Origin of the sequence: Streptomyces sp. NBC_01089 (assembly GCF_045162975.1) — a bacterium.
Classification (GTDB): Bacteria; Actinomycetota; Actinomycetes; order Streptomycetales; family Streptomycetaceae; genus Streptomyces.
The window spans coordinates 5703679-5727628 of record NZ_CP108660.1 but is presented as its reverse complement, the minus strand read 5'-3'; the positions used below and the strand labels follow the sequence as shown (position 1 = coordinate 5727628).

General features: G+C 68.9%; 21 protein-coding genes and 2 tRNA genes. 13 read left to right on the top strand and 10 right to left on the bottom strand.

The window, feature by feature from the left end:
• Positions 1 to 116: 116 nt before the first annotated feature.
• From OG510_RS25705 to OG510_RS25690, 4 genes are all read right to left on the bottom strand, one after another.
• Entirely contained in the window at positions 117 to 800 is a 684-nt protein-coding gene (locus OG510_RS25705; RefSeq protein WP_164261167.1) for an ATP-dependent Clp protease proteolytic subunit, read from the bottom strand.
• Positions 801 to 851: 51 nt separating this feature from the next.
• Positions 852 to 1457, bottom strand: a complete 606-nt coding sequence (locus OG510_RS25700) for an ATP-dependent Clp protease proteolytic subunit (RefSeq protein ID WP_164261228.1) — start codon at positions 1455 to 1457, stop codon at positions 852 to 854.
• A gap of 317 nt (positions 1458 to 1774) precedes the next feature.
• Positions 1775 to 3169: a trigger factor gene (tig, locus tag OG510_RS25695; protein WP_406139878.1), complete on the bottom strand. Its 1395-nt coding sequence runs from the start codon at positions 3167 to 3169 to the stop codon at positions 1775 to 1777.
• A 114-nt stretch (positions 3170 to 3283) separates the two neighbouring features.
• A tRNA-Pro gene (locus OG510_RS25690) sits at positions 3284 to 3360 on the bottom strand.
• A 145-nt stretch (positions 3361 to 3505) separates the two neighbouring features.
• On the opposite strand from OG510_RS25690, the gene OG510_RS25685 reads away from it, so the two are divergent.
• Positions 3506 to 3576: transfer RNA gene (locus tag OG510_RS25685), tRNA-Gly, on the top strand.
• Between the two features lie 189 nt (positions 3577 to 3765).
• On the opposite strand, the gene OG510_RS25680 is transcribed toward OG510_RS25685, so the two are convergent.
• The gene (locus OG510_RS25680) at positions 3766 to 3960 is read right to left on the bottom strand and encodes a hypothetical protein (RefSeq protein WP_164261160.1); all 195 of its coding nucleotides are present in this window, start codon (positions 3958 to 3960) and stop codon (positions 3766 to 3768) included.
• 508 nt (positions 3961 to 4468) lie between these two features.
• On the opposite strand from OG510_RS25680, the gene OG510_RS25675 reads away from it, so the two are divergent.
• Positions 4469 to 5650, top strand: coding sequence for an acyltransferase family protein (locus tag OG510_RS25675; protein WP_406139877.1), 1182 nt, complete (start codon positions 4469 to 4471; stop codon positions 5648 to 5650).
• Positions 5651 to 5797: 147 nt separating this feature from the next.
• On the opposite strand, the gene OG510_RS25670 is transcribed toward OG510_RS25675, so the two are convergent.
• Positions 5798 to 6964, bottom strand: a complete 1167-nt coding sequence (locus OG510_RS25670) for a PP2C family protein-serine/threonine phosphatase (protein WP_406139875.1) — start codon at positions 6962 to 6964, stop codon at positions 5798 to 5800.
• A gap of 104 nt (positions 6965 to 7068) precedes the next feature.
• Here OG510_RS25670 and OG510_RS25665 point away from each other — a divergent pair, with 104 nt between their 5' ends.
• Positions 7069 to 8298, top strand: coding sequence for a GNAT family N-acetyltransferase (locus OG510_RS25665; protein ID WP_406139874.1), 1230 nt, complete (start codon positions 7069 to 7071; stop codon positions 8296 to 8298).
• Between the two features lie 94 nt (positions 8299 to 8392).
• On the opposite strand, the gene OG510_RS25660 is transcribed toward OG510_RS25665, so the two are convergent.
• Positions 8393 to 9202 (bottom strand): Fpg/Nei family DNA glycosylase, encoded by an 810-nt coding sequence (locus tag OG510_RS25660; RefSeq protein ID WP_406139873.1) that lies wholly within the window; start codon positions 9200 to 9202, stop codon positions 8393 to 8395.
• A 7-nt stretch (positions 9203 to 9209) separates the two neighbouring features.
• Entirely contained in the window at positions 9210 to 9698 is a 489-nt protein-coding gene (locus OG510_RS25655) for a ribose-5-phosphate isomerase (protein ID WP_164261143.1), read from the bottom strand.
• 87 nt (positions 9699 to 9785) lie between these two features.
• Here OG510_RS25655 and OG510_RS25650 point away from each other — a divergent pair, with 87 nt between their 5' ends.
• Entirely contained in the window at positions 9786 to 11231 is a 1446-nt protein-coding gene (locus tag OG510_RS25650; protein ID WP_406139871.1) for an amino acid permease, read from the top strand.
• A 114-nt stretch (positions 11232 to 11345) separates the two neighbouring features.
• On the opposite strand, the gene OG510_RS25645 is transcribed toward OG510_RS25650, so the two are convergent.
• Positions 11346 to 11930 (bottom strand): biotin transporter BioY, encoded by a 585-nt coding sequence (locus tag OG510_RS25645; RefSeq protein WP_406139869.1) that lies wholly within the window; start codon positions 11928 to 11930, stop codon positions 11346 to 11348.
• Positions 11931 to 12202: 272 nt separating this feature from the next.
• Here OG510_RS25645 and OG510_RS25640 point away from each other — a divergent pair, with 272 nt between their 5' ends.
• The 7 genes from OG510_RS25640 (at position 12203) to OG510_RS25610 (ending at position 18963) form a co-directional block, all read left to right on the top strand.
• Positions 12203 to 13585 carry an amino acid permease gene (locus tag OG510_RS25640; protein WP_406139868.1) on the top strand — a complete coding sequence of 461 codons (1383 nt, stop codon included), beginning with the start codon at positions 12203 to 12205 and terminating at the stop codon, positions 13583 to 13585.
• 208 nt (positions 13586 to 13793) lie between these two features.
• Complete coding sequence (locus OG510_RS25635; protein ID WP_356825844.1) at positions 13794 to 14435, top strand: superoxide dismutase; 642 nt, start codon at positions 13794 to 13796, stop codon at positions 14433 to 14435.
• Between the two features lie 501 nt (positions 14436 to 14936).
• The gene (locus tag OG510_RS25630) at positions 14937 to 15590 is read left to right on the top strand and encodes a hypothetical protein (RefSeq protein WP_406139866.1); all 654 of its coding nucleotides are present in this window, start codon (positions 14937 to 14939) and stop codon (positions 15588 to 15590) included.
• Positions 15591 to 15696: 106 nt separating this feature from the next.
• Complete coding sequence (locus OG510_RS25625; protein WP_406139865.1) at positions 15697 to 17019, top strand: UDP-glucose dehydrogenase family protein; 1323 nt, start codon at positions 15697 to 15699, stop codon at positions 17017 to 17019.
• 349 nt (positions 17020 to 17368) lie between these two features.
• Positions 17369 to 18079, top strand: coding sequence for a hypothetical protein (locus tag OG510_RS25620; protein WP_406139864.1), 711 nt, complete (start codon positions 17369 to 17371; stop codon positions 18077 to 18079).
• Between the two features lie 237 nt (positions 18080 to 18316).
• The gene (locus OG510_RS25615) at positions 18317 to 18565 is read left to right on the top strand and encodes a hypothetical protein (RefSeq protein ID WP_406139862.1); all 249 of its coding nucleotides are present in this window, start codon (positions 18317 to 18319) and stop codon (positions 18563 to 18565) included.
• On the top strand, positions 18562 to 18963 hold the full coding sequence (locus tag OG510_RS25610; protein WP_406139861.1) for a PIN domain-containing protein: 402 nt from the start codon (positions 18562 to 18564) through the stop codon (positions 18961 to 18963). The genes OG510_RS25615 and OG510_RS25610 overlap by 4 nt, the downstream gene beginning before the upstream one ends.
• A gap of 199 nt (positions 18964 to 19162) precedes the next feature.
• Here the strand turns inward: OG510_RS25610 and OG510_RS25605 are convergent, their stop codons facing one another.
• Complete coding sequence (locus tag OG510_RS25605) at positions 19163 to 19798, bottom strand: DsbA family protein (protein ID WP_406139859.1); 636 nt, start codon at positions 19796 to 19798, stop codon at positions 19163 to 19165.
• A gap of 143 nt (positions 19799 to 19941) precedes the next feature.
• On the opposite strand from OG510_RS25605, the gene pepN reads away from it, so the two are divergent.
• Both pepN and OG510_RS25595 read left to right on the top strand, forming a co-directional pair.
• Entirely contained in the window at positions 19942 to 22527 is a 2586-nt protein-coding gene (gene pepN / locus OG510_RS25600) for an aminopeptidase N (RefSeq protein ID WP_406139857.1), read from the top strand.
• Positions 22528 to 22801: 274 nt separating this feature from the next.
• Positions 22802 to 23941 (top strand): hypothetical protein, encoded by a 1140-nt coding sequence (locus OG510_RS25595; protein WP_406139855.1) that lies wholly within the window; start codon positions 22802 to 22804, stop codon positions 23939 to 23941.
• Positions 23942 to 23950: the final 9 nt, after the last annotated feature.

The following is a 23950-nucleotide window of genomic DNA, read 5'->3' as shown; positions in this document are numbered from 1 at the left end:
TCTCCTGGTGCCTCATATTCGACGGTACCTTGCCGGGCCCCTCGTTCGGGCCCCCCTTGGCACGGTTCACTTTGACGTGCACCGTGCCAGGGGACGGAAGGTAAATCAAACGGCCATCAGGTGGTCATCATCCCCACGGAGCCCTTACGGGTGGAAACGATCTGGTCCACAAGGCCGTAGGCCAGGGCATCCTCGGCCGTGAGGATCTTGTCGCGCTCGATGTCGTCGCGGATCTTCTCCACCGGCGTCGTGGAGTGCTTGGCCAGCAGATCTTCCAACTGGGTCCGCATACGCAGGATTTCGTTGGCCGCGATCTCCAGGTCGGAGAGCTGCTCACGGCCGGTCTGCGACGAGGGCTGGTGGATCAGCACCCGGGCGTTCGGCAGGGCCATCCGCTTGCCGGGCGTGCCGGCCGCCAGCAGGACCGCGGCGGCGGAGGCCGCCTGGCCCATGCAGACCGTCTGGATGTCCGGCTTCACGAACTGCATCGTGTCGTAGATCGCGGTCAGCGCGGTGAACGAGCCACCGGGGCTGTTGATGTAGATGGAGATGTCCCGGTCCGGGTCCATCGACTCCAGGCAGAGCAGCTGCGCCATGACGTCGTTGGCGGAGGCGTCGTCGATCTGCACACCGAGGAAGATCACACGCTCCTCGAAGAGCTTCGCGTACGGGTCGTACTCGCGCACACCCTGCGAGGTGCGCTCGACGAAGCGCGGAACGATGTAGCGGTTGTCGACCTGCGGGCCGGTGTAGAGGCCGCTGGCGGAGGCGGAGTAGTCGTTCATGCTGGTGTTCACCATCCTGGTGGCGTTCAAGTGGTCGGTCGGGTTCGGAGGCAGGGATGCGGGGCGTCAGGCCCCGGTGCCGCCGCCGCCCGGAACGCCCGAGGCGGAGGAGATGATCTCGTCGATGAGGCCGTACTCCTTGGCCTCGTCCGCGGTGTACCAGCGGTCGCGGTCACCGTCACGGATGATCGTGTCGACGGTCTGGCCGGAGTGCCGGGCGGTGATCTCCGCCATGCGCTTCTTCGTGCGCAGCAGCTGCTCGGCCTGGATCTTGATGTCCGATGCGGTGCCGCCGAGACCGGCCGAGCCCTGGTGCATCAGGATGTCGGTGTTGGGGAGCGCGAAGCGCTTGCCCGCGGTGCCGCCGGTCAGCAGGAACTGGCCCATCGAGGCCGCGAGGCCCATACCGATGGTGACCACGTCGTTCGGGATGTACTGCATGGTGTCGTAGACCGCCATGCCCGCCGTCACCGAGCCGCCGGGGCTGTTGATGTAGAGGTAGATGTCCTTTTCCGGGTCAGCGGCAAGGAGGAGCAGCTGCGCGGTGATCTTGTTGGCGATCTCGTCGTCGACCTGCTGGCCGAGGAAGATGATCCGCTCACCGAGCAGTCGGTTGTAGACCTGGTCGCCGAGGCCGCCACCGATGTTGGGCTCGCCGGCGGCGTAGGGCATCAGATTCGTCACGTATCCACCTGCTCGTCTCTGACGGCTCCGGCCGTCTCAGCGTCTTCGTACAGCAGGAGTCCGGGGGTGGTTGCCCACTCCGGGCTTTCCTCTTCATGGACCCTAACGCGCAGGTGGGACAACGCCATCCCGCTTCCCGAACTGTTCGCTGGGAGCGCAAGGTGGGGCAGGCGCCACAGGGGCAGGCCCCTGGGGCCCCGTCCGCGCGTACGACGAAGGGTCCGGACGTGCAGCACGCCCGGACCCTTCGATCGAGTTCAGAACCGGCCGGGCCGCGGAACGGCCCGGTCGAGACCGGTGGAGGCTCAGACCTCCGGCTTGGCCTCGGTCTCCTCGTCGGACGCCTCGGCGGCCTCGGTGACCGCCACGTCCTCGGCGGCCTCGTCCTCGTCGTCGCTCAGGTCGACGACCTCACCGTTGGTGTCCTTGACCTTGACGGCCTCGACGACGACCGCGAGGGCCTTTCCGCGGGCCACCTCGCCGACGAGCATCGGGACCTGGCCACCCTCGACGACCGCCTGGGCGAACTGGTCGGGGCTCATGCCGGAGGACTGCGCACGCCGCATGAGGTGCTCGGTGAGCTCCTCCTGGTTGACGTTCAGCTTCTCCTTGTTGACCAGCTCGTCGAGAATGAACTGGGTCTTGATGCCCTTCTCGGCCTGCTCCTTGGTCTCGGCGGTGAACTCTTCCTCGGTCTTGCCCTGGATCTCCAGGTACTTGGCGAGGTCGAGGCCCATCTGGCCGAGCTGGTGGTGCTCCAGGTTGTGCTTGCGGGTGTTGATCTCGTCCTCGAGGAGCTTCTCGGGGATCGGGACCTCCGCCAGCCTCAGCAGCTCGTCGAGGACGCGCTCCTGGGCCTGGGTGGCCTGCTCGTACTGCTTGGTGTTCTCGAGGCGCTTGCGGCTGTCGGCCTTGAGCTCGTCCAGCGTGTCGAACTCGCTCGCCAGCTGGGCGAAGTCGTCGTCAAGACCGGGAAGTTCACGAGCGGCGACAGCGGTGACCTTGACGGTGACCTCGGCGGGCTTGCCCTCGGCGGAGCCGCCCTTGAGCTCGGAGGTGAAGGTGGCCTCGCCACCGGCCTCCAGGCCGGTCACGGCCTCGTCGATCCCGTCGAGCAGCTCACCGGAGCCGACGGTGTACGAGACACCCTCGGCCACGCCGTCCTCCAGCACCTCGCCGTCGACCTTGGCCTCCAGGTCGATGGTGACGACGTCACCGTCGGCGGCGGCGCGCTCGACCGGGTTGGTGGACGCGAAGCGGCCACGCAGCTCCTCGACGGCCTTGTCGACGTCCTCGTCGCTGACCTCGACCGCGTCGACCTCGACCTCGATGCCGGAGTAGTCCGGGATCTCGATCTCGGGCCGGACGTCGACCTCGGCGGTGAAGGCGAGCAGCTCGCCGTCCTTGAGCTCCTTGATGTCGACCTCGGGCTGGCCGAGGACATTCAGCTCACCCTCGTTGACGGCCTCGGTGTAGAACTTCGGGAGGGCGTCGTTGACGGCCTCCTCCAGCACGGCACCGCGGCCGAAGCGCTGGTCGATCACGCGGTTCGGGATCTTGCCCTTACGGAAGCCCTTCACCGTGACCTGCTCGTTGATCTTCTTGTACGCCGCGTCGAGGCTGTCCTTGAGCTCCTCGAAGGGCACCTCGATGCTGAGCCGAACCCGAGTCGGGTTCAGGGTCTCCACGGCGCTCTTCACGGTTCGGTCTCCTTGGGGGCTGACTTCAGAATCCTGCCCGGTTGAGAGACACGCGGGCACACAGCTTGCATAGTAACGGCAAGCAGGAGGAGACCCACAATGCGATCTTGCTGCTGGTCGGGGTGGCCGGATTCGAACCGACGACCTTCCGCTCCCAAAGCGGACGCGCTACCAAGCTGCGCCACACCCCGTCGGTGCGAGACGTAGGGTACATGGCCGCCCGCCCTGCCGCGGCAGCTTTACCCGCTGCCACACGGTGCGGGACGGGTGTGCGCGGACCGGGTCCGACCCGCTACGATGCTTCTCGTGCCGCGGTCGCTCCGACCGGCGGCGCCTGCGGGCGTAGCTCAATGGTAGAGCCCTAGTCTTCCAAACTAGCTACGCGGGTTCGATTCCCGTCGCCCGCTCCGCACAGCACACGGCCCGGCCGGTGAGTCTTCTCACCGGCCGGGCCGTTGCCGTTCCCGCGCCTGCCGTTCCCGCGTCTGTCGGTCCTGTGCCTGATCGTTCCCGTGCCTGCGTCCCGGCGCCGTCACCTCAGGCCGCACCGGAGAACGGTGCGGCCGGGACGGGCCGGCCCGACTGCCGGACAGCCGCTAGAACTTGATCTGGTTGATCGTGTCGGCTATCGAGTTGAGGAACCTGTTGATCGACGGAGCCATGCCCGTCGACGCCAGGAAGAAGCCGAACAGCATGGCGACGATCGCCGGACCGGCCTTGATGGATCCACCGCGGATCAACACCACAAGGACGATCGCCAACAGCAGCACCACTGACAGTGAAATGGCCACAACTGATCACAACCCTTGGTCGGTCCGCCTTGCCGGCCGGGAACGATGCCGCTCCAGCACTTCTTCCGCGGCTCCATGGTGCCACCAACAGCCCTGTGGTTGTTGCCCGGTGACGAAACGGCACCGATCGGATCGCGCCATCCCGCACTCCCCGCGCCCGCGCCCCGGGCGCCCGGCGCGGGGGCGCCTCCGGGGAGCGCGACGGCAATTTCAGGACGGTGCGGCCCGCCACTCGCGGGGCTAAATCCGAATCGATCGTTTCACTGTCCACACATTACGTTCACAGGTGATTGCGATAAGAGTGGACTGCCCCCGAACCGGCCCCGAAACAGGCCCTGAAGCCCGTCGTTATGCACCATTTAAGTGGGATGAGACACCCCATATGCATACATAAGATCAGGGTAGTAAAGGTAAGCCGCGGGGGTACACGTACGGCGAATATCACAGCCGCCCGACATCCACTGAGAGGGTTTTACGGATTCCCTCACGCGACGCTAGGGTTCCTCGAATGGTTCATGCTCCACACGAATATCAGCGGGCCCCACTCCCCCTGGCGCGGGAGACGGAACCCGAAACCTCCACAGTCTCACAGGCGCCGGACAGACCTGGCACAGCGCAGGCACAGGCGCCCGCCCCCGGCGCCAAGAAGCAGCGCAACGCGCTCTTCGACAACGCGAAGTTCCTGGCCATCGTGCTCGTGGCCATGGCACACGCGTGGGAGCCGATCATGGACGGCAGCCGCACCACACGGGCGCTCTACATGTTCGTCTACACGTTCCACATGCCCGCATTCATCATTATCTCGGGATATTTCTCCCGTAGTTTTGACATGCGCCCCGACCGGCTCCGCCGGCTCGTGACGGGTGTCGTCGTTCCTTATGTGATCTTCGAGACCACTTACTCGCTCTACGAGAAGTGGGGCAACAACGACCCGGGTCACGAGATCAGCCTGCTCGACCCGTACTTCCTGACGTGGTTCCTGATCGCCCTCTTCATCTGGCGGATCACCACGCCGATCTGGCTCAATCTGCGCTATCCGCTGACCATCTCGCTCGTCATCGCGATGCTCGCGTCGGTCACCCCCAACATCGGTGACGACCTCGATCTGCAGCGGGTGCTCCAGTTCCTGCCGTTCTTCGTGCTGGGCCTGAAGCTCAAGCCCGAGCACTTCGAGTGGGTGCAGCGCAAGGGTGCCCGGCCGGTGGCCGTCGTGATCATGCTGGCCACGGTGGTGTTCGCCTACTGGGCGGCGCCCAGGATGACGCTCAACTGGTTCTACCGGGGCACCAGCGCCCAGCAGCTCGGCGTCGACTGGTGGGAGGGCATCGTGATGACCCTCGGCCTCACCGTCTGCGGGCTGGTGCTGACCGCCTGCTTCCTGGCCCTGGTACCGCGCGGCAGGACCTGGTTCACCGCGCTCGGCGCCGGCACGCTCTGCGGCTATCTGCTGCACGGCCTGCTGATCAAGACCATCGAGTACGCGGGCCTGATCGACGACTACGGCTGGCTGAAGAGCCCGCTGGGCGAGATCTTCGCGACCGTGTTCATGGCGGCGGCCGTGACACTGTTCTGCACCCCGCCGGTGCGGCGTGTGATGCGCTTCGCGACGGAACCCGAGATGAAGTGGGCGTTCCGGTCCGACCCGGTGGAGAAGGCACGGGAGCGGGAGCGCGAGAAGGTTCCGGCCTGATCCGAGCAGCAGCCCGGGGACCGGGCCCGGATGTTCTGAGCTGAACCAGCAGCACCGCACCGCCCGCGTTGAGCCCCGTACGACGGACCGCCGTCGTACGGGGCTCAACCGCGTCAGGGGGGAGCGCCCGGGCAGGCTCGGGCCCCCTTACAGCAGCATCGGCCCCGCGTCGCTGTCCCGGCAGATCAGCAGCAACGCCCTGTCGTCGTTGACGTCCTTGGCGACCGCCTCGATCAGATGCCACGCCGCGCCCTCGAAGGTACTGGCGACATAGCGGTCGGCCTCCCCTGTCAGCCGGTCGATCCCCTCGCTGATGTCGCGGTCGGGCGCCTCGACGAGGCCGTCCGTGAAGAGCATCAGGACGTCGCCCGGGCCGAGCGACCCCTTGGCCGCGTCGAACTGGGCGCCGTCGTAGACCCCGAGCAGCGGGCCCTCGCCCGACTTCTCCTCCCAGAGGCCGCTGCCCGCGTGGAGCTGGAGCGCCGGGAGGTGGCCTGCCGAGAGGAGTTCGTACTCCCCGGTGTCCAGGTCGAGGACCAGATGGATCGAGGTGGCGAACCCCTCGTCCCAGTCCTGGCGCAGCAGATAGCCGTTGGCGGCCGGCAGGAACTCATGGGGCGGGAGCGAGCCGAGGAGCCCGCCGAAGGCGCCCGAAAGCAGCAGCGCCCGGGAGCCCGCGTCCATCCCCTTGCCGGAGACATCGGTGAGGACGACCTCAAGGACGCGTCCGCCGCTGGTGCGCGCGGCGACCACGAAGTCGCCCGAGAAGGACTGCCCGCCGGCCGGCCGCAATGCCATCTCGCGGTGCCAGCCCTGCGGAAGCCGCGGCAGTTTGCTCTGGACGCGGATCCGTTCGCGCAGGTCGAAGAGCATGGTGCCGCCGCGCCGCCACGGCACCCCGACCCGGCTGCGGAACTGCGCGATGAGCAGCCCGAAGAGCCCGCAGGCGGCCACCGTGAGGACCGTGCCCGGGGTGACCGGCGCGGCCCCGTCGGCATACGGGCCGAGCTTGACCGACTCGACGATGAGGGCGGCGGCCGCAGCCGCGTAGAGGCCCAGCAGGCTCGCCGGGCGCAGCAGCAGTCCGCCCGCCACGATGGGCAGGACCAGCGTCGACGGTGAGCACCAGACCGGGGTGAGGATGGTCGCCCAGGCCAGGGCGGGGACGGTCAGCAGGAGGGTGGCGAGGGCGAGCCCTTCGGAGCCGTCGCCACGGAAGTAGTCGACACCGGACCGGCGCAGCACGGTCCTGGCCCGGTGCACCGACTTCCGCATCCGGGCCGTGAACGCTTCTTCTCCGACGCGACCGGCCATGGCTCGGACCTTATCCACCCGTGCGGGTCTTGCGCAGGGGGACCCTGTGACCTCGCGTTCGAAATTGGCTCGCCCGGTGTGGGACCCGCTGGTAGGGATGGTTCATGGACCCAGAGCTGAGAGTGCTGAGCCGCGACACCATGGACACCTGGTACGGGGGCCTGCTGCGGGCCTTCGGCGGAGTGGACGAACCGCCCGATGAGCGTGCGCTCTGGGACGATCTCACCGAGTTCGAGCGGTCGATCGGCGCCTGGGACGGCGACGAGTGCGTGGGGACGACGGGGGCGTTCAGCTTCACGCTCTCGGTGCCCGGCGGCGGTTTCGTGCCGGCGGCGGGTGTGACGATGGTGAGTGTGGCGGGGACGCACCGGCGGCGCGGGATCCTGACGTCCATGATGCGGCGGCAGTTGGACGACGTACGGGCGCTCGGTGAGCCGCTGGCCCTGCTGACCGCTTCGGAGCCCGCGATCTACGGCAGGTTCGGATACGGCATCGCCTCACGGCAGTTGACGGCCGAGATCGACACCTCGCGGGTGACGCTCGCGGTCCCGCCGGGGACCGATGCCGTACGGCTGCGGTACGCGCCGGTCGAGGAGTCGGCGGCGCGGTGCGAGGCTCTGTATGTACGCACCATCGGTTCACGTCCCGGGATGCTCGGGCGCACGCCCGGCTGGGAGCGGTTGCCGCTGCTCGATCCGCCCTCCGAGCGCGACGGCGGGTCGCCGCTCCAGTGTGTGATCGCCGAGCGGGACGGCGAGACGGTGGGGTACGCCCGTTTCCATACGAAGCCCGAGTGGGACGCGGCGGGCCCCAGGGGCTCTGTCCGGCTGCGTCATCTCGACGCGGTGGATCCGGCGGCGAGCGCCGCGCTGTGGCGTTTCCTGTTCGGGATCGACCTGACGTCGACGCTGCATGTCCGCAACCGGCCGCTGGACGACCCCTGGCAGTATCTGGTGTCGGACCTCCGCAGGTGCCGGCTCCAGGTCCGTGATGTGCTGCATCTGCGGCTGGTGGATGTGGGAGCGGCGCTCGCGGCGCGCGCCTACCGGGCCCCGGTGGATGTGGTGTTCGGCGTCCAGGACGACTTCTGCCCCTGGAACAGCGGGCATTGGCGGCTGACCGGGGACAGCGGGGGCGCGACCTGTGTGCGGACCGATGATCCGGCTGATCTGGAGCTGTCCGTACGGGAGTTGGGCGCCGCCTATCTGGGCGGTACGGCGCTCACCGCGCTGGCGGACGCCGGTCTGGTGCGGGAGCTGCGGCCGGGGACGCTGGCGGGGGTGTCGCTCGCCTTCGGCTCGGACACGGCGCCCTGGCTGCCGCACGGCTTCTAGCCGCACGGCTCCCACTCACAGGGCTCCCCGTCGCAGGACTCCCAGTTGCACGGCTCCCGGGCCGCACGGATTCGGGCTGCCCGCGCGGAAGCCCCTAACGCCGCTGGCAGTCCGGGCACCAGAAGAGGTTGCGGGCGGCCAGCGGCGCGGTGCGGATCTCGGTGCCGCAGAGGTGGCAGGGCATCGCGGCCCGGCGGTAGACGTACACCTCGCCGCCGTGGTCGTCGACCCGCGGCGCCCGCCCGGTCGCCTCGGGCATGTGCTCGGGGCGGACGGTGTCGATGCGGTTGTTCCGTACGCCCTCGCGCATCAGGGCCACGAGATCGGCCCAGACCGCGTCCCATTCGGCGCGGGTCAGGTCCTTGCCCGCGCGGTACGGGTCGATGCCGTGCCGGAAGAGGACCTCGGCGCGGTAGACGTTGCCGACCCCCGCGATCACCTTCTGGTCCATGAGCAGCGCGGCGACGGTGGTACGTGAGCGGGAGATCCGGGTCCAGGCACGGTCCGGGGAGTCGCCGGGCCTGAGCGGGTCGGGGCCGAGCCGGTCGTGTATCGCCTGCTTCTCGCCGTCGGTGATCAGCGCACAGGTGGTCGGGCCGCGCAGGTCGGCGTACGCGTCGTCGTTGACCAGGCGCAGCCGGACCGTGTCGGTGGGCGGCACGGCGGGCGCGGTGCCGAAGCCGAGCTTCCCGAACAGGCCGAGGTGGATGTGGACCCAGCCGCCGGCGCCGAAGCCCAGGAACAGATGCTTTCCGTGTGCCTCGGCGGTCTCCAGGGTGCGGCGGTCGATGAGCGCCGCGCTGCCGGAGAACTTGCCCTGCGGACTGGAGGCGCGCACAGGCCGGCCGCCGAACCTCTCGAAGTGGTCGGCGGCCAGTCGGTGGATCGTGTGACCCTCGGGCACTGCGAAGTTAGTCCTTCTGCGGGTGGTGGGCCGGGACGGGCGGGAGGTCGCCGGTCGCCTCGTACGCGGTGAGCATGTCGATGCGGCGCTGGTGGCGCTCCTCGCCCGAGTACGGGGTGGCGAGGAAGATCTCGACGAACTTCACCGCCTCCTCCTGCGTGTGCATCCGGCCGCCGACGGAGATGACGTTGGCGTTGTTGTGCTCGCGGCCGAGCGCGGCGGTCTGCTCGCTCCAGGCCAGTACCGCCCGGACGCCCTTGACCTTGTTGGCCGCGATCTGCTCGCCGTTGCCGGAGCCGCCGATGACGACGCCGAGGCTGTCGGGGTCTGCGGCCGTTTTCACGGCGGCCCTGAGGCAGAACGGCGGGTAGTCGTCCACGGCGTCGTAGATGTGCGGGCCGCAGTCCACGGGCTCGTGGCCGTGGGCGGTGAGCCATTCGACGAGGTGGTTCTTGAGTTCGTATCCGGCATGATCGGAACCGAGGTACACGCGCATGCTTCGAGTGTGGCACGCCGGGTAGGTGGGACGCCTGGTCGGGGCACGTAAAGCGTGACCCGTTCGCGACAATTAAGGACAGAGAGCATGGGCGCTGCACCTCCTTCTCGGGTCGCTGACAGATCGCCGGGCGGGGACTCCCCCGGCGGTGATTCACCGGACGGACTTCAGGCCGGCCTGAAGAACCGCCATCTTTCGATGATCGCCATCGGTGGCGTGATCGGTGCGGGGCTCTTCGTCGGCTCGGGGGCCGGCATCAACGCCGCGGGCCCCGGCATTCTGCTCTCCTACGCACTGACCGGACTGCTCGTCGTCCTGGTCATGCGGATGCTGGGCGAGATGGCCGCCGCGGATCCGGTCTCGGGTTCCTTCTCCACGTACGCCGACCGGGCGCTGGGCCGGTGGGCCGGGTTCACCATCGGCTGGCTCTACTGGTTCTTCTGGGCCGTGGTCCTCGCCGTGGAGGCGACCGCGGCCGCGTCGATCCTCACCGGGTGGGTGCCCGCGATACCGCAGTGGGCGTGGGCGCTGCTGGTGATGCTGGTGCTGACCGGCACCAACCTCGTCTCGGTCGGCTCGTTCGGTGAATTCGAATTCTGGTTCGCCGGGATCAAGGTCGTCTCGATCATTGCCTTCATCGTGATCGGTCTGCTCGCCGTCTTCGGTCTGCCGCCGGGCGGCGACCCGGCAGGGATGAGCAATCTGACGGGGCACGGCGGGTTCCTGCCGAACGGGCCCGGCGCGATTCTCTCCGGGATGCTGCTGGTCGTCTTCTCCTTCATGGGCTCGGAGATCGTGACGCTGGCAGCCGCCGAGTCGCCCAACCCGGTGCAGGCCGTCCGCAAGGCGGTCAACAGTGTGATCTGGCGGATCGCGCTCTTCTACATCGGTTCGATCTTCGTCATCGTGACGCTGCTGCCGTGGGACTCCAAGGCGGTCACGGCCAGTCCCTATGTCGCGGTGCTCGACTCGCTGGACATCCCGGGGGCCGGCACGATCATGGACATCGTGGTGCTGACCGCGGTGCTCTCCTGTCTCAACTCCGGTCTGTACACGGCTTCCAGGATGGCCTTCTCGCTCGGTCAGCGCGGTGACGCCCCCAAGGCGTTCGCCACGGTCAACCGGGGCGGTGTGCCGGCCGTCGCGATCTGGGCGTCCGTCGCCTTCGGTTTCGTCGCGGTGTTCTTCAACTACATCGCGCAGGACACCGTGTTCCAGTTCCTGCTGAACTCGTCGGGCGCGGTGGCCCTCTTCGTCTGGCTGGTCATCTGCTTCTCGCAGCTGCGGATGCGCCGCAGGATCGAGCGGGAGAACCCGGAGCTGCTGACCGTACGGATGTGGCTGTACCCGTATCTGACCTGGGCGACGATCGCCCTGATCCTCTTCGTGGTCGGCTACATGCTGTACGACACCGAGGGGCGCAAGCAGATGCTGCTCTCGGTGCTCGCGGCGGTGCTGGTGCTGGTGGTCGCGGTGGTACGGGACCGGCGGCGCAGGGCTCTCGCGCCGGCTCCGGTGGAGGCCGACGGCTGACGGCTGACGGCTGACGGCAGGCATCAGGACGTACATGCGGGAGGGGCCGCACCCGGTTCGCCGGGTGCGGCCCCTCCCACTTGTCTGTCCGTTGTACGTCCGTGTCCGGCGGGGTCAGCCGCGGCGGCCCGCCAGCTTCCAGGCGCTCGGCAGCGCGCCCATCGCGAGGGCCGCCTTCAGCGCGTCGCCGATGAGGAACGGGACGAGCCCGGCGGCGATGGCGGCCGAGGCCGACATGCCGGTGGTCAGCGCCAGGTACGGGACGCCGACCGCGTAGATGATCGCGGAGCCCAGCACCATGGTGCCCGCGGTGCGCAGCACGGAGCGGTCGCCGCCGCGCCGGGCCAGGGCGCCGACCACGGCCGATGCCAGCAGCATGCCGAGGACGTAGCCGAAGGTGGCACCGCCGGGGCCCGCCTTGCCGTCCGCGAACCACGGCATACCCGCCATGCCCACCAGCGCGTACACCGCGAGCGAGAGGAAGCCGCGGCGCGCGCCGAGCGAGGCGCCCACCAGGAGCGCGGCGAAGGTCTGGCCGGTGACCGGGACCGGGGAGCCGGGGATCGGCACGGCGATCTGCGCCGCGATGCCGGTGAGCGCGGCGCCGCCGAGCACGAGCGCGATGTCGCGCGTACGGGTGGCCGGCAGCAGATCGGCGAGGACCGCTCCGGGGCGGGTGGTGGCGGCAGCAGTGCTCATCGGGACTCCGCGGGTGAGGGCAGGTGGGGACAGGCTGACGTTAGCGCGGCGGGCGGGTGCGCAACACCATCAGCGGCCCACAAAGCGGAGGTTGGGGCTTTGGTTGGTTTCATACAAAGGGTGCGGTTCAACCGTCTTCGCGCGTGATGCTCGTCACTGGAGGTCCAGGCAGGTAGATCTCCGTTGCGGAACGGGTGGCCCCTTGGGGACACTGTGGGATCTCACCAAAACGTCCGTTCCCATCATCCAGAGCATCGCGAGCGTCGAGCACCATGTCCGAACCTCTCCGGGCGGAGCCTCTCTCCGCCGGGCTGAAGCAGCGCCATCTGACCATGCTCGGCCTGGGCGGGGTGATCGGCGCCGGGCTCTTCGTGGGTTCGGGCGCGGGCATCGCCGTGGCCGGCCCCGGCATCGTCGTCTCCTATCTGATCGCGGGGACCCTCGCGATGCTCGTGATGCGGATGCTCGGCGAGATGTCGTCGGCGCTCCCCGCGTCCGGCTCGTTCTCGGTGCACGCGGAGCGGGCGCTGGGGCGCTGGGCCGGATTCACGGTGGGGTGGCTGTACTGGTTCCTGCTCGTGGTCGTCCTCGCCGTGGAGGCGACGGCCGCGGCCCAGATCGCCAACGGCTGGGTGCCCGGGGTCCCGCAGTGGACCTGGGTGCTGGCCTTCATGGTGGTCTTCACCGTCGCCAACCTCGCGGCCGTACGGAACTTCGGCGAGTTCGAGTTCTGGTTCGCGGCCCTGAAGGTCGGCGCCATCGTCCTCTTCCTGGTGCTCGGGCTGCTGGCGGTCTTCGGTGTGCTGCCGGACACCGACCCCGTCGGGCTGACCAACCTCACCGGGCAGGGCGGCTTCCTGCCGCACGGCTGGCACGGCGTCATCTCCGGTGTGCTCGCGGTCGTCTTCGCCTTCGGCGGTCTCGAGGTCGTGACGATCGCCGCGGCGGAGACCGAGAACCCGGTGCGGGCGGTCGGGCGTGCGGTGCGCAGCGCGGTGTTCCGGATCCTCTTCTTCTACGTGGGGTCAATGCTGGTCATCGTGGCGGTGCTGCCCTGGAGCGCACAGCAGGCGGGGCTCTCCCCGTATGTGACGGTGCTCGACTCGATCGGCGTGCCGTCGGCGGGGACCATCATGAACATCGTCGTCTTCGTGGCGATGCTCTCCGCGCTGAACGCCAATCTCTACGGCTCCTCGCGGATGATCTTCTCGCTGGCCGAGCGGGGTGAGGCGCCGCGCGGGCTGCTCAAGGTCACCGGCAGCGTGCCGCGCCGGGCGGTCCTGGCGTCGGTCGCCTTCGGGTTCGTGTCGGTCCTGCTCAACCTGGAGTGGCCGGACTCGGTGTTCCTCTACATGCTCAACGCGGTCGGCGCGGTCCTGCTGTTCGTGTGGGCGCTGATCGCCGCCAGCCAGCTGAGGCTGCGCCGCAGGATCGAGCGGGACACCCCGGAGCTGCTGCAGCTGCGGATGTGGGGCTTCCCGTGGCTGAGCTGGGCCACGCTGGCCGGTCTGGCCGTGGTCTTCGTGCTGATGCTGACCGATGACACCGCGCGCCCGCAGCTGCTGTGGTCGCTGGGTGCGACGGCGGCGGTGCTGGTGGCCGCGGGCGTACGGGAGTTGGGGACGCGGCGCCGACCTGACGCCGTCGGAGGCTGACGGCCAGCGGCCCTCGCGGCCGGAAGAACCGGAAGGGCGGGTGCCGTACAGGGCGCCCGCCCTTCCGGCTGTCCACCGCAGGCGCACTCGTCCGTGCGGCGGCGCCCCCGCACGGTGGTACGGCGGGGCCTCCCGCGTCCTATCTGCACCTGCTGCTAGCCTGCACTTGCATACAGCTTGCAATAAGCAGTCGGAGGGCTCGGACGACATGGCGACTTACACACTTCCTGAACTTCCGTACGACTACGCGGCGCTGGAACCGGTGATCAATCCCCAGATCATCGAGCTGCACCACGACAAGCACCACGCGGCCTATGTGAAGGGCGCCAACGACACGCTGGAGCAGCTGGCGGAGGCGCGCGACAAGGACCAGTGGGGCGCGGTGAACGGCCTGGAGAAGAACCTCGCGTTCCATCTCTCCGGTCACATCCTGCACAGCATCTACTGGCACAACATGACCGGTGACGGCGGTGGCGAGCCCCTGGACAAGGACGGCGTCGGCGACCTCGCCGGTGCGATCGCCGAGTCGTTCGGCTCCTTCGCCAAGTTCAAGGCCCAGCTGACCAAGGCCGCAGCGACCACCCAGGGTTCGGGCTGGGGCGTCCTCGCGTACGAGCCGGTCAGCGGGCGGCTCATCGTCGAGCAGATCTACGACCACCAGGGCAACGTCGGCCAGGGTTCGGTGCCGGTCCTGGTCTTCGACGCCTGGGAGCACGCCTTCTACCTGCAGTACAAGAACCAGAAGGTGGACTTCATCGAGGCGATGTGGAAGGTCGTCAACTGGCAGGACGTGGCGAAGCGTTACGCCGCAGCCAAGGAGCGCGCCGACGTGCTGCTGCTCGCGCCGTGACAGCCCCGCGCCATGACGGTGCGGCACCCCTGACGTCCTGCTCGTGATCGTCTTCTCAACCTTCACCTGCGGGCGGATGAAAAGCAGCCGGCCCCCACGAGGACATGACTCGCGGGGGCCGGCTGTCGGCGTATCGGCGACCTTTTCCATCTCGCGTGCCCAGCACCACAGTCGGCAGGTATGCCGGATCGGAGAGGGTCAGCGAAAAGCTCGTGAACAGCGGCTCCACCAGGTCGACGGCGGGATCCGGCTCCCTGCGAGCCAGAGGCGTGCCGTGCACCCCTCGTCCGGCGGCTGGCCTAAGACGGCACTGTCGACGGCTGCGGAGCCGGGACAGATCCCCTCGGCGGTGACCGCCGCGCCCATGAGTCCGGGTGCAAGACGGTCACTGGCTGCCTTCCAAAAGGCCCCCCTGCCTCGTGTTGGCCCTTCATGGCGAGCCAGGGAACACGGCTGCGGCACTCCTCATCCCGGCAGCTCGTCTCACGCGCAAGCCGCGTCATGGGTACCGTGCTGGAGACGAACTCTGTGCGGACAGACCGGCGGTCGCGCCGGATCGTTACGGTTGAGGCGGGCATTCCGCCCTTGCACCGGCTCCACGAGGTCTACCGGGTCACTGACCGCCAGGGGCACGAACCGCGCGAGCACCGCTTCACGCTCTCACCGACGGCCGACATGCTCCTCCACGAGGTACTCACCGAACCGGAGGAGAAGGCCGCGGAGTTCGTTGAGATGTTCCGCGCCTGCTTCCTCGCCGAGCCCACCCCTGCCATGTTGGCGCTCAAGGAGCTGAAAGACGCAGGCCACCTCGTGGGGCCGGTCATCACCAACAACTTCGATGTCCTGGCCGCCCTCGCCGGGCTCGACGAGTGCTTCATGCGCCGGTACGACCAGGCCGTGCCCGACGTCGAATGGATCGACGGCGCCAAAGCCCTCCTCGTCGTCGGCCTGCATGCCGATCGACGCAAGGTGCAGGCTCGCGTCCGCGAACGCGGTATGCAGGTTGTCTACCTCGATCCGGAGGGCTTCTGGCGCGACGGCGAGTTCATGCCGTACCCGCTGGAAGGGCCCCAGGACGGTGACCTGGTATGCCGGGCCACCGCCGCCGAAGCGCCGCCCGCAGTCGTCAACCTCCTGAAGCAGCAGCGCGATTGACCGGCCTGCACGATGAGGGTCGCGCCGGGTGCAAGCGCTAGCGTGACGCGCCCGGCCCGTCCCGGACTCACCGGGCGGGCGAGAACAGGGAAAGGAGCGTCGACCCATGCGCGTATCCGTCATCGGCTGTGGTCACCTGGGCATCCCCCACGCCGCTGCCATGGCCGAGATCGGCCACGAGGTCATCGGCGTGGACCTGGACCAGGCGAAGATCGACCGCCTCAACGCCGGCGAGTGCCCCATCTACGAGGAGGGCCTCCCGGAACTCCTGGCCGCCCACACCGCGTCCGGGCGGCTGCGGTTCACGACCAGCCTCGCCGAGGCGGGCGAGTTCGCGGACGTCCATTTCCTAGCTGTGGGCACGCCCATCGACGCAGACGGACGGAGCTACGACACCGGCCAGGTCTTCGGCGCCGCCCGTGCCCTCGCCCCGCACCTGACCCGCCCGACCGTGATCATCGGCAAGTCCACGGTCACCGTCGGAACCTCCCGCGACCTGGGCGCACTCCTCGCGCGCCTCGCCCCGGCCGGCGAGGACGTGGAGGTCGTCTGGAACCCGGAGTTCCTCCGCGAGGGCCACGCCATCGACGACACCCTGCGCCCCGACCGGATCGTGGTCGGCGTCCCTTCGGCCCGCGCGGAGGACGTCGTACGCCAGGTGTACGCGCCGCTCCTCGCCGACGGCATCCCGCTGTTCGTCACGGACCCGGCCACCGCCGAACTGATCAAGGGCGCGGCGAACGCGTACCTCGGCATGAAGATCTCCTTCATCAACGGCGTCGCTGACATGTGCGCCGCGGCGGGGGCCGACGTCCAGCAGCTCACCGAGGCCATCGGCGTCGACCCGCGCATCGGCCGCGGCGGCCTGAACGCCGGGCCCGGCTACGGCGGCGGCTGCCTCCCGAAGGACGTCCGTGCCTTCACCGCCTCTGCCCGCGCCCTGGGCGCCGCCGAGGCCGCGACCCTGTTGCGCGCGGCGGAAGAGGTCAACGAATCACGCCCCACCGCCGCGCTCAAGCTCATCGAGCAGGCCCTCGGCCGCCCCGTGGACGGCGTACGCGTCACGGTCTGGGGCGCCTCCTTCAAAGCCGGCACCAACGATGTCCGCGAATCCCCGGCCCTGGCGATCGCCGCCCTCATGCACCAGCGCGGCGCGACGGTCACCGTTCATGACCCGCACGCCGTACCCACGGCACTACGCCGCAACCCCGAACTCGGCTACGCCGATACTCTCGACGCCTCCGTCCAGGACGCCGAACTGATCGTCCTGGCCACCGAGTGGCCCCACTTCCGCGAGGCCGACCCCAAGGCCCTCGCCCCACTGGTTGCGGACCCGGTCCTCGTCGACCTCCGCAACCTCATCGACGCCGACGCCTGGCGCATGGCCGGATGGACTGTACGCCAGCTCGGACGCCCCGCACAGGAATAACCGAACCCATCGACCGGAGGTCCGACGTCGGCAAGGTCGCTGAGGAAGCCGGCGAGGCGATGCACTACATCGACCCCACGGGCGCCCGTGCCACGTTCGACGAAATCCTCCACCGCCGGACGCGGAGGGGCAGCGAGGCCGCTGCTGCCGTCTGACGGCCTCCGGACGTGGCCGTCGACCACACCAGGTGAGCGCGATCGACGGCCACGTCCGAAGGGAGCCAGGATAGATGGTGGGCAAAGGTAGTTACGCTCAAGGCGAAGCTCAAACTGCCCTCAAATTCATGTAGCTCCTCGCACCGCTCCCGGATAATTACGCTCCCAATCATGGAGCCCCCGGGGAGGGGTCAATGGAATTGCTGTATAAATTCTTCGCGTCCATTGAGGGCCGCGTGACACAGCCCTGGCTTGCCATTCCCTTGAAGGTCGCCTTCGTTGCCATCATAATGCTCGGCGCACTCACAGTCGCCCGGTTCCTGACCATCAAATTCTGGGTGGAAGTAAGCGTGCGCGTCGAGCGGCGGATTTGGTATTCAGACGTCCTGGAATCCGCCAGCGAGATCGGTGTTCGTGTGGGGAATCTCGGCTGGCGAAGTAATCTACCGCGCTCGTGGACCAATCTGGGGCGAAGGAGCCCAGTGTGGCTCCTTCGCTATTCGATGGCACGTCGCCTTGTCGGGCAAGTCTCTGTGGAGAAGTTCGAAAGGATGACAAAAAGGAGGAACATTCTAGAGCAGTTGTCGCGGATACCGAAGAGGGTCGTCAATTTTGCTTCTCGGCGATCCTTGGTTCTCCTCGCATCGGGCGCAGCGGTGTATCAGTACGAGCGCCCAGGGAGAACTAGGGGTGATCTCCAGATCATTGCAGATGAAATCCCCCGGATCGCAGAGCAGAGGACATGGGTGCCGATCCTGGCCCTGGCTGTCGGAGTATTCGCATGCACTCGAAGCGGAAGTTTGATCGACAGGATCAGGGCGAGGGACGAGGCGGCAAAGGACGTGAACCGCATGCTTGCCGAGCTCCTTGCCAAACTCTCCAAATTGGACGTCGCGCTTAAGTAACTGGCGCTCGGTGCGATCGTCGATGCCCTCACCTTTCTGTCGGATGCCCGCCCGGCCGACCCATGCTGGCCGGGTTGGCCGGCGCCGGGGCATCAACATTGGCCGTGCACGCGCTAATCCAGTGAGGCGGGCATCCTTGGCACACGACAGAGCAGCACGCCACCACCACAGGCACCCGGTCGGAGCTCGGAGCGCCAATCACGGACGACCTCACGCATACTCCAGTATGCTTGCTGTATGTCCTCAACGACTCGCATCACCGTCACCCTCCCCAGCGACCAGGTGGCGGAGCTACGCAAGCTCACGGACAACGTCTCCGGCTATGTGGCGGAAGCCGTCGCCCGCCAGATCCGGCACCAGCTCTTGGGCGATGACCTCCGCCGCCACGAGGAGGAGCACGGAACCTTCAGCAACGAGGAGCTCGCCGAGGCCCGCGCGAAGATCTTCGGATCTGTCGGCTCCTCCAAGGGCGCGGACGCCGCGTGAGTGAACGCATCGAAAGCGTCGTCCTGGACTCGGAAGGGCTCTCCGCCTGGATCGCCCAGGACCGCAGGCTCCTCGCGATACTGCAGGTCTTCCACGACATGGGAGCCGACCTGGTGATCGGGGCAAACACCATCGTGGAAGTCACCCACTCCCGCACCAACATGCCTCGCCTGAACTGGGCCCTGTCCCGTATCAAGGTGGAACCGGTCACCGAACAAGCGGCGAAAGCGGCAGCGGAAATCCTCAAAGCCGCCGGACTGCACGGGCACAAGTACGCCATCGACGCCACGGTCGCCGAGGTCGCCCTGCGCCAGCCGAAACCGGTAGCCCTCCTGACCTCCGACAGCGACGACATGACCAAGCTCTGCGGCAGCCAGGTCCGCCTCATCCCTCTCTGACCCACCAGCCCGCCCGGACGGACGGAGCACGCACCTCGCACGGCTCGTTGCACTGCCGGCCCTCGTGCCCCGTCCGTGCCCAGCAGCGCGGACAACAGCGGTCAGATGCGGCTCCCAGAGAACGGGACCGTCCATCTACCCAATGCGCAATCGCAGTTCGGAGTCCTTTTGACAACCCAAGAACCGCTGATTCAGCGCCTCAGTCGAAGATCGGCCCCTGCGTCCGGGTCCGCTTGATCTCGTAGAAACCGGGGATCGAGGCGACCATCAGGGTCCCGTCCCAGAGCTTCGCCGCCTCCTCGCCCTTGGGCGCCGGGGTGACGACCGGTCCGAAGAAGGCGATCTGCTCGCCGTCGGAGCCGGGGACCGCGATGACCGGGGTGCCGACCTCCTGGCCGACCTTGTCGATGCCCTCGTGGTGGGAGGCGCGCAGCTCGGCCTCGTAGTCGTACGGGCTCTGGTCCGCGTAGTCGAGCAGTTCGGCGGGCAGACCCACCTCGTCCAGCGCGGCCGCGATCGCCTCACGGGTCGCACCCTGGCCCTCGTTGTGGAAACGGGTGCCGAGCGCGGTGTACAGCTTGCCGACGACCTCGTCGCCGTGCTTCTGCTGGGCGGCGACGACGACCCGCACCGGCGCCCACGCCCTGGAGAGCGTCTCGCGGTACCCCTCGGGCAGGTCGTCGAGCCGGTCCTCGTTGAGGACGGCCAGGCTCATGACGTGCCAGCGGACCTCGACGTCCCGGACCTTCTCCACCTCGAGCATCCAGCGGGATGTCATCCACGCCCAGGGGCACAGCGGGTCGAACCAGAAGTCGACGGGGGTCTTCTCGGACATGTCTCTCCTCGGGAGGCGCACTTCTCGACTGCGGCAACTCTTCCGCGACAACGCCCCGGGCGGGCCCCGCCATTCCCGGATGCCGCCCCCGAGCGGCGCGTGGGAGGATTCGGACAACGGATCGTAACCACAAAGGAGTGCCCGTGCCCGGTGAGAACCTGTCCCGCGACGAAGCCCGGAGGCGGGCCGAGCTGCTCTCCGTCGACGGGTACGCGGTCGCCCTCGATCTGCGTTCGGCGGTCGGGGACGGCCCGGAGGACGAGCCGCGTACGTTCCGCTCGGTGACGACCGTGCGGTTCCGCTCGGCCGAGGCCGGTGTCTCCACCTTCGCCGATCTGATCGCCCCGTCGGTGACATCGGTGCGGCTGAACGGGCGGGAGCTGGACCCGGCCACCGTCTTCGACGGGTCGCGGATCGCGCTCGACGGGCTCGCCGCCGAGAACGTCCTGGTCGTGGACGCGCAGTGCGCGTACAGCAGGACCGGCGAGGGCATGCACCGCTTCGTCGACCCGGAGGACGGCGAGGTCTATCTGTACACGCAGTACGAGCCCGCCGACTCGCGCCGGGTCTTCGCCAACTTCGAACAGCCCGACCTGAAGGCGCCCTACACCTTCGAGGTCACCGCACCCGACGGCTGGACGGTGTGGAGCAACGGCGTCGGCGAGCGGACCGGCGAGGTGTGGAGCTTCGCCGAGACCAAGCCGATCTCCACGTACATCACCGCGGTCGTCGCGGGCCCGTACCACCACGTGACGGATGTGTACCGCAGGACCCTGGAGGACGGCACCGAGCTGGAGATCCCGCTCGGCGCGCTCTGCCGCAAGGGCCTCGCCAGGCACTTCGACGCCGACGACATCTTCCTGGTCACCAAGCAGGGCCTCGACTTCTTCCACGACCACTTCGACTTCCCCTACCCCTTCGGCAAGTACGACCAGGCGTTCGTGCCCGAGTACAACCTCGGCGCGATGGAGAACCCGGGTCTGGTCACGTTCCGCGAGGAGTACGTCTACCGGGGCAAGGTGACCCGCGCGGCGTACGAGCGCCGGGCGAACGTCATCCTGCACGAGATGGCCCACATGTGGTTCGGCGATCTCGTCACCATGGTCTGGTGGGACGACCTGTGGCTGAAGGAGTCCTTCGCGGACTTCATGGGTTCCTTCTCGATGGTGAACGCCACCCGCTTCACCGACGGCTGGATCACCTTCGCCAACAACCGCAAGGCGTGGGCGTACCGGGCCGACCAGCTGCCGTCCACCCACCCGGTCACGGCCGACATCCGTGACCTGGAGGACGCCAAGCTCAACTTCGACGGGATCACCTACGCCAAGGGCGCCTCGGTGCTCAAGCAGCTGGTCGCCTATGTCGGGCAGGACGCCTTCCTCGAGGGCGCCCGCCGCTACTTCAAGCGGAACGCGTACGGCAACACCCGGCTCGGCGACCTGCTGTCGGTGCTGGAGGAGACCAGCGGCCGGGACATGGTGTCCTGGTCGCGCTCCTGGCTCCAGACGGCCGGGGTCAATTCGCTGACGCCCACCGTCGTCCACGACGCCGAGGGCCGCATCACCGAGCTGACCGTCCTGCAGGACGCGGCCGACGCGTACCCGGAGCTGCGCCCGCACCGGGTCGCCGTCGGTCTCTACCGGGTCCAGGACGGGGTGTTGGCACGGTACGCGCGCGCCGAGGCCGATGTGTCGGGACCGCGTACGGTCGTCGCCGAGCTGGCCGGGGCCGAGCGGCCCGATCTGGTGCTGGTCAACGACGACGACCTCACGTACTGCAAGATCCGCTTCGACGAGGACTCGCTCGACACGCTCCGCGCGCACCTCGGCGACATCACCGATCCGCTCGCGCGGGCGCTCTGCTGGTCGGCGCTGTGGAATCTCACCCGGGACGCGCTGATGCCGGCCAGGGACTTCATCGCCCTGGTCCTGCGGTTCGCGGGCCGCGAGTCGGACATCGGTGTGCTCCAGATGCTGCACTCCTGGGCGCGGAGCGCGCTGCTGCACTACGCGGCGCCCGACTGGCGCGAGGAGGGCGGGCGGCTGCTCGCCGATGGCGCGCTGCGCGAGCTGCGGCAGGCCGAGCCGGGCAGCGAGGCCCAGCTGACCTGGGCGCGGTTCTTCGCGGCCACCGCGACGACTGACACCGATTTCCAGCTGATCGAGGGGCTGCTCGACGGCTCGGCGAAGGTCGACGGGCTCGATGTGGACCAGGAGCTGCGCTGGGAGCTGCTGGCCCCGCTCGCCTCGCACGGCGTCGCCGACGAGCAGGGCATCGCGGCGGAACTGGCCCGCGACGACACGGCGTCCGGCAAGCGGCACGAGGTGCGCGCGCTGGCCTCGCGCCCGTCGGCGGCGGTCAAGGCCGAGGCGTGGGCGGCGCTCGTGGAGTCCGACACGCTCTCCAACGCGCTGGTGGAGGCGACGATCGGCGGGTTCGGACAGGCGTCGCAGCGTGAGCTGACCGCGCCGTACGCGCCGAAGTACTTCGAGGTCATCGAGCGCATCTGGGCCGAGCGTTCGATCCAGATCGGGATGCTCGTCGTACGGGGGCTCTTCCCCGGGCTGCAGGACAACCCGTCGACGCTGGACGCGACGGACGCCTGGCTGGAGGGACACCGGGACGCGGCGCCCGCGCTGCGCCGGCTCGTCCTGGAGGCCAGGGACGACCTGGCGCGTGCGCTGCGCGCCCAGGACTGCGACGCCGGAGCGAGCCGGGCTGCCGGCTGAGACCCGGAGCTACAGCCGGAGCGAACGCCGGACCGCGGCCGGGGACTCGGCCCCGTCGCGGCCGGGGACTCAGCCGGACCGCGGCCGGGGACTCAACCCCGGTCGCGGTCCGATAAAACGTCGGCTGCTCCATCGGCGGGCCGTTGCCTGGGCCATCCGGGCGACGGCCCGCTCGGCCGTTGAAGGCGCTTACTTTAGGACGGTGTTGTCCGGTTTTGCCGACAGTTGTGTAACAGGGGTTAGCGGGCGGCAGGAGCATGGGCATCTCCGGTGCATGAACCGCGATACCTCCCTCTGCGGGGAGACCTCGTCCCCGCACTCCCCCCGTTCCCTCTCCCACTCCGCCGGTGTGCACAGCCGGGTGCTCTCGGCACCGCAGCTGCGCGAGCACGGAGTGACGGCGGCCCGCACGGCCGCCCAGTGCCGGCCCGGAGGCCCCTGGCAGCAGCTGCTGCCAGGGGTCTTCGTACTGCACCCGGGTCCGCCGACCGGTGAGGAGCGGCTGCACGCCGCGCTGCTGTACGCCGGGCGGCCACCGGCGGAACGGTCGTCAGGCAAGGTGCCGTCCCAGCCGCGCCAGGGCATGGCGCACGGCGGCGCTGCCGGGCCCCTTCCGTACGGCAACACCATGGTCACCGGTCTCGCGGCGCTCGCGCTGCACCGCTTCTCGGCCGCTCCCCCGCTGATCTCCATCGACCGGATCGATGTGCTGGTGCCGCGCACCCGCAGGCTCCGCTCCACCGGCTGCGCCCGGATCATCCGCGCGCACACCCTGCCGGCCGCCCAGCCGGTCGCGGGGGTGCCGGTGGCGCCCGTGGAGCGGGCGCTGGCCGACGCGGTCGCCGAGCTGCCGGACGCGGACACCGTGCGCCGGCTGCTCACCGAAGCCGTGCGCGGCGGGCACTGCGAACCGGCCGCCCTGGTCAGGGAGCTGACGCTGGCCCGGCTGCTCTCGCGTGCCCAGGTGGCGGACGCGGTCGACTCGCTCCTCGCCGAGGGGCGTTCGCTCGCCGAGGACCGGCTCTACGGCCTGGTGCGCGACCACCGGCTGCCCGACCCGCTGTGGAATGTGGAGTTGCGGCTGCCGGGCGGTCCTTCGCTGGGCGGTGTGGACGTCTACTGGCCCGACGAGGCGGTGGCGGTGGAGCTGGACACCCGGGCGGCGCCCCACGGGCGTACCGGTCAGGGGGCCGGTGGGGCGGCCGGGCATGCGGCCCGCGGCGATGAGGACGTGCTCGATTCGCCGTACGCCCGTAAGCGCGACCATCTGGAGCGGCTCGGCATCACGGTGGTGCATCTGACGCCGGCCAAGCTGCGCGACGCACCCGCGCAGCAGGCGACGGTGGTGCGTACCGCCCTGATGGCCGCCGAGGACCGCGCGCCCGCGGCCCGTGTGGTGATCCTGCCCCGCTGAACCGGAGGC